At 62.8% G+C, this 2,666-nt stretch carries 1 protein-coding gene and 1 pseudogene; both read right to left on the bottom strand.

Annotation, left to right across the window (positions count from 1 at the left end):
• Window positions 1-104, bottom strand: a pseudogene (locus EOA28_RS41205) (magnesium transporter CorA); the annotation flags it as partial.
• Between the two features lie 211 nt (window positions 105-315).
• The coding region (locus EOA28_RS31865) for an EAL domain-containing protein (protein ID WP_128315661.1) at window positions 316-2,666 on the bottom strand (2,351 nt) is incomplete at its 5' end.

Below are 2,666 nucleotides of genomic sequence, written 5' to 3'. Positions count from 1 at the left end.
GTGCGGGAACCATCGGCCTTGAAATGGTAGATGAAGAACAGCCCGTGCTCGTCCGGCAGATAGGGCGAGAGATCAGTGCCTTCGGCGGGGAGGGCGATGTTCATGGCGGCTTCGCCGGTTCTTGATGCGGTCGGGGTCGCGGGGGCGGCCACGGCAAACCTACCATGGCGATTGCCGCCTGGTGTGACAGTTTGATGACCGGGTTTTCAGCGGGTCTCCCTCTCGGCAGGGCTGTCCTGTCGTTTGCCCGCTTGCCGAACGGGTCGTGCAGCCGGCAACAGCCCGGTCAAATGGCAGCTGGGTGAGCCGGCATCGCTATCCCGCTGCCAGCCACTCCCGCGACTGCGCGAAGATCCTGAAGGATGTTGCGTCCATCGGGCGCCCGAAGGCGTAGCCCTGCAGGATGTCGCAGCCAAGCTCTTTCAGGATGCGCGCATGTTCCATCGTCTCGACGCCTTCCGCCACGACCCCGATGCCGAGCGATTTGCCGATCTCTATGATTGACGACACCAGCCGCCGCTGCGCCGGCGAGCCGGTTATCGGCGTGACGAGCTGCCGGTCGATCTTGAGACGGCGCGGTTGCAGTTTGAGCAGGCTGACGACCGATGCGTAGCCCGTGCCGAAATCGTCGATCTCGATGTCGATTCCGAGTTCCTTGATGTGCTCGATGTTCCAGGCGACAAGGTCGTCGTGCTCGTCGAGAAAGATCGACTCCACGAGCTCGAATGAAACGGTTCCCTTCTTGATCGCCAGCTTGCGCAGGCCGTTGATGAGATCCTTGTCTTCCAGCCTTCGTGCCGAGACATTGACCGACACGCGCGGGATGTTGAGCCCGTCGAGCGACCAGCGCTGGAAATTCTCGAGCGTTTGTTCGAGGATCGTGCGGTCGATGAGCGAGACCACGTTCAATTCCTCGGCCACCTTGAGGAACACGTCGGGGCCGAGGATGCCGCGCTGTGGATGGCGCCAGCGCGACAGCGCTTCGACACCGACGATCTCGAGCGTGTTGGCGTCGAACTGCGGCTGGTAATAGGCAATGAACTCGTTGCGCTCCAAGCCGCCGAGAATCTCATCGGCAGTTTGCTTGGTCTTCACGATCTCGCTTTGCAGCTCTTCGTTGAAGAACTCATAACGGTTGCGCCCTCGGCTCTTGGCTCGGTAGAGCGCGAGGTCGGCATTGACCAGCAATTGCTTGGCATCGATGCCGCTGTTGGCCGCAATCCCGATGCTGACCCCAAACCGGCATTGGTGGCCCTTATAGTCGACGGGTTGGCGCATCTCTTCGATGATCCGGTCCGCGAGTGCGGCGAGTTCATCGTCCCTGCGTCCGCGGCACACCACGATGAACTCGTCCCCGCCGATGCGCGCCACGAAGTCGGCCGCCCGGACGTTGGCCTTGATGACCTTCGAGGCATGCATGAGCATGGCGTCGCCTGCCGCATGGCCGAGCGTGTCGTTGATGTGCTTGAAGCGGTCGAGGTCGAGATGCAGCAAGGCAGTGCGATCATCGTGCGCCCCGGCCAGCATCTCATCAAGATAGCGGCGATTGGGCAGGCCCGTCAGAGAATCATGCAGCGCAACGTGCTCGATGCGCGCCTTGGCGGTCTCAAGTTCGGCATTCTTCGATTCCGACAATTGCCGCTCATGCACCAGATTCTCATTGAGCAGGACGTCGCTGGTCACGTCCCATTCAGCGCCGATCATCTTGGGCGTGTCGTCGACGTCCTGCAGGAAGCCTGCCCGGGTGCGCACATGGCGGACGGTGCCGTCAGGAAGGAGAAGACGGTACTGCGAGGAATAGCGGCCTTGGGTTGCTGCCGCCGTGTCGAAGTCCCTTCTTGCGCGCTCCAGGTCGTCTGGATGAATGGTCAGCGCCCAGTCGTCATAGCCACGCGGCCGGCCGTCAGCCGGCCTGCCATAGATCTCGTTGAGGCGATCGTCCCACACGAGCTGCGAGGTGGCGAGGTCGTGTTCCCATACGCCGATGCCCGAGGCATCTAGCGCAAGCTCAAGGCGTTGGGAAAGCCGCCGCAGCTCCGCGTAATTCTTCTGTCTCTCGCCGAACAACCAACCGGCTATCAGGATGGGCAACACAATCAGCGCGCCGGCCAGCGCCACCGTTGCCCACAAGGTGGCCTCGTTCTTCGGCGTGGCCGGCCAGCCGTGTTTCGGTATCGCCGACAATTGCCAGGACCCCAGCGGCAGTTCCACTTCGGCCGTTACCGGGGTGCCGTTGACCACGTTCTCGCTGCCGAAGAAGCGCTGGCCGCCGCCGCCCAGCGCGTCCTTGCCTGTCAGGGCGACCTCGATATCGAGGTCCGGGTCGGTGAGGCCGCTTGCGGCAAAGAGCCTGTCGACATCGATGACCGCGGAGAGAATGCCCCAGAACCGGTCACCGCCGCCCACTGTCGGTACGAAAATCGGAATCCTGCCGATGAAGCCTCGGCCGCCCTGGACGAGGTCTACCGGACCCGCCAGGACCAAGGCGCGCTGGTCGCGCGCCCGCAGCGCCGCCATGCGCTGTGCTTCGTTCTTGCGGTAGTCGAGCCCGAGCGCCTTTTCGTTGCCTTTCATCGGGTACATCAACGAGATCACAAGGTCGGGCGCGCCGGCAATGTTGCGCAGCTGTGATTTCTCCTTGAACAGGTTCGCGGCGAGCGTCGCAA

It is taken from the genome of Mesorhizobium sp. M2A.F.Ca.ET.067.02.1.1 (genome assembly GCF_004023285.1).
GTDB lineage: Bacteria > Pseudomonadota > Alphaproteobacteria > Rhizobiales > Rhizobiaceae > Mesorhizobium.
The sequence above is the reverse complement of the archived record's forward strand: the minus strand, read 5'-3'. Positions and strand labels throughout refer to the sequence as shown.